A 1740-nucleotide genomic window follows, 5' to 3' on the forward strand; every position below is an offset into this window, starting at 1 on the left:
TCAAATGGTTTTGATGCAAATGGTACTAAGCCGAGCTTTGACAATGTTAAGGGGAATACTCAAAACTTCTATGTAACCTTTAAGCATGGTACTGTTCCAGTAACTCCGGATAATCCAGGTACTCCAGGTCAAGAAGTTCCAAATCCAAATGATCCAAACAATCCACATACGATTCCGGACAACTTCATACCTCAAACTTTGACTAAGACTGTAATTCGTGATGTAACTTACGTTTACGAAGATGGTAGTCAAGCTGAAGCTGCAGTTCACCAAATATTTACTTTCAACGGTAACGGTGTTGTTGATCTTGTAACTGGTCAATTGGTAACTCTAGAAAATGGTAAGATCACTGGTGCAGGTAAGATTACTTGGAATGCTGATAATCACGACTTTGAAGCAACTAAGGCAATTGATACTACTCAATATAATATTGTTAAGGTTAGCGAAAACAATACTTCAGCTAATGTTGATATGAGTAACGGTGTAGTGGCTAGTGAGACTATTACTCCAAATAGCCAAAATAGTAGTGTTGTAATTACTTTAGCTAAGAAGGAAGCTCCAACACCAGATGATATAACTGTCGTTGGTAAGCAAGTAGTTCACTACGTAGATGAACAAGGCAACAAGTTACGTGATGACAATACAAATGATACCTTCGTCTTCACTAAGCCAGGTAAGACTGGTCAATGGAATGAAACTAGCCACAAGTACGCAAATGCAAATGCAGTAGTAATTGATGGTTACGTATCAGACCAAAAGACTTACGAAGGTAAAACTGCAACACCAGAAGATGCCAACAAGGAAATCACTATTGTTTACCACAAGATCGGTAAGATCATTCCAGTAGATCCATCAGGAACCCCAATTCCAGATGCACCAGCTCCTGGTTACCACAATGATCCAAATGATCCAAGTAAGGTAACTCCAAATGAACCAACGCCAAACGTACCAGGCTGGACTACAGATGTTCCAAAGGAGACTTCGATTCCAACCCAACCTACTGAGAATGAATCAACTCCAAATGTTGAAAAGGTCTCAGTAACAACACATATTACAACATTACCACAGGCTGTAACTACTAATTCCGTTTATCCTAAGAGAAGCGCTGTTCGTAATAAGAAGAACATTCCAGCAAGTAAGAAAGTTGCTTTGCCTCAAACTGGTAAGAAGAATAACTTTAACTTAACTTTAGCAGGTACTGCACTTCTTGGGTTAGCAAGTGTTTTCTCATTAGTTGGATTAGGAGACAAAAGAAAGAAGAATAAGTAAGCAAAATAGTTGAAGCTAACCCCTAAAGTTGGACGTTAGTTTTAAATAAATGCTTTTAAAGCTTGATTTCGATATTCTATCGGAGTCAAGCTTTTTTGGGTAAGCGTCAAAAACTGAAGGTAAGCGTCAAAAACTGAAGTACCTATCTTCTCCTTTTCTTTCGTCCTATACTTGTCTTATCAATTTTGAGGAGGCAAATTTTATGAACGATAAACACGATATTGTACCTTTAACAGATAAAAATAAGTTTCCAAAACGAAATAGTCGTAATACTCTGCTTTTAAATCTTAAAAATAAAGATTTAGAACTGAATTTTTATAGCTCTCTAGATCCTGAAGTGATGAGTAAGCGTCAAAAACTGAAGTACCTATCTTCTCCTTTTCTTTCGTCCTATACTTGTCTTATCAATTTTGAGGAGGCAAATTTTATGAACGATAAACACGATATTGTACCTTTAACAGATAAAAATAA

The 1740-nt window shown here is 36.9% G+C and carries 2 protein-coding genes; both read left to right on the top strand.

What is annotated here, in order from left to right; genetic code table 11:
• A partial coding sequence (locus EJK17_RS11140) for a mucin-binding protein (RefSeq protein ID WP_127796433.1) occupies positions 1–1269 on the top strand: 1269 nt, incomplete at its 5' end.
• A 202-nt stretch (positions 1270–1471) separates the two neighbouring features.
• The coding region (locus EJK17_RS11145) for a hypothetical protein (RefSeq protein WP_210403773.1) at positions 1472–1740 on the top strand (269 nt) is incomplete at its 3' end.

This window comes from Lactobacillus xujianguonis (genome assembly GCF_004009905.1).
Taxonomy (GTDB): Bacteria; Bacillota; Bacilli; order Lactobacillales; family Lactobacillaceae; genus Lactobacillus; species Lactobacillus xujianguonis.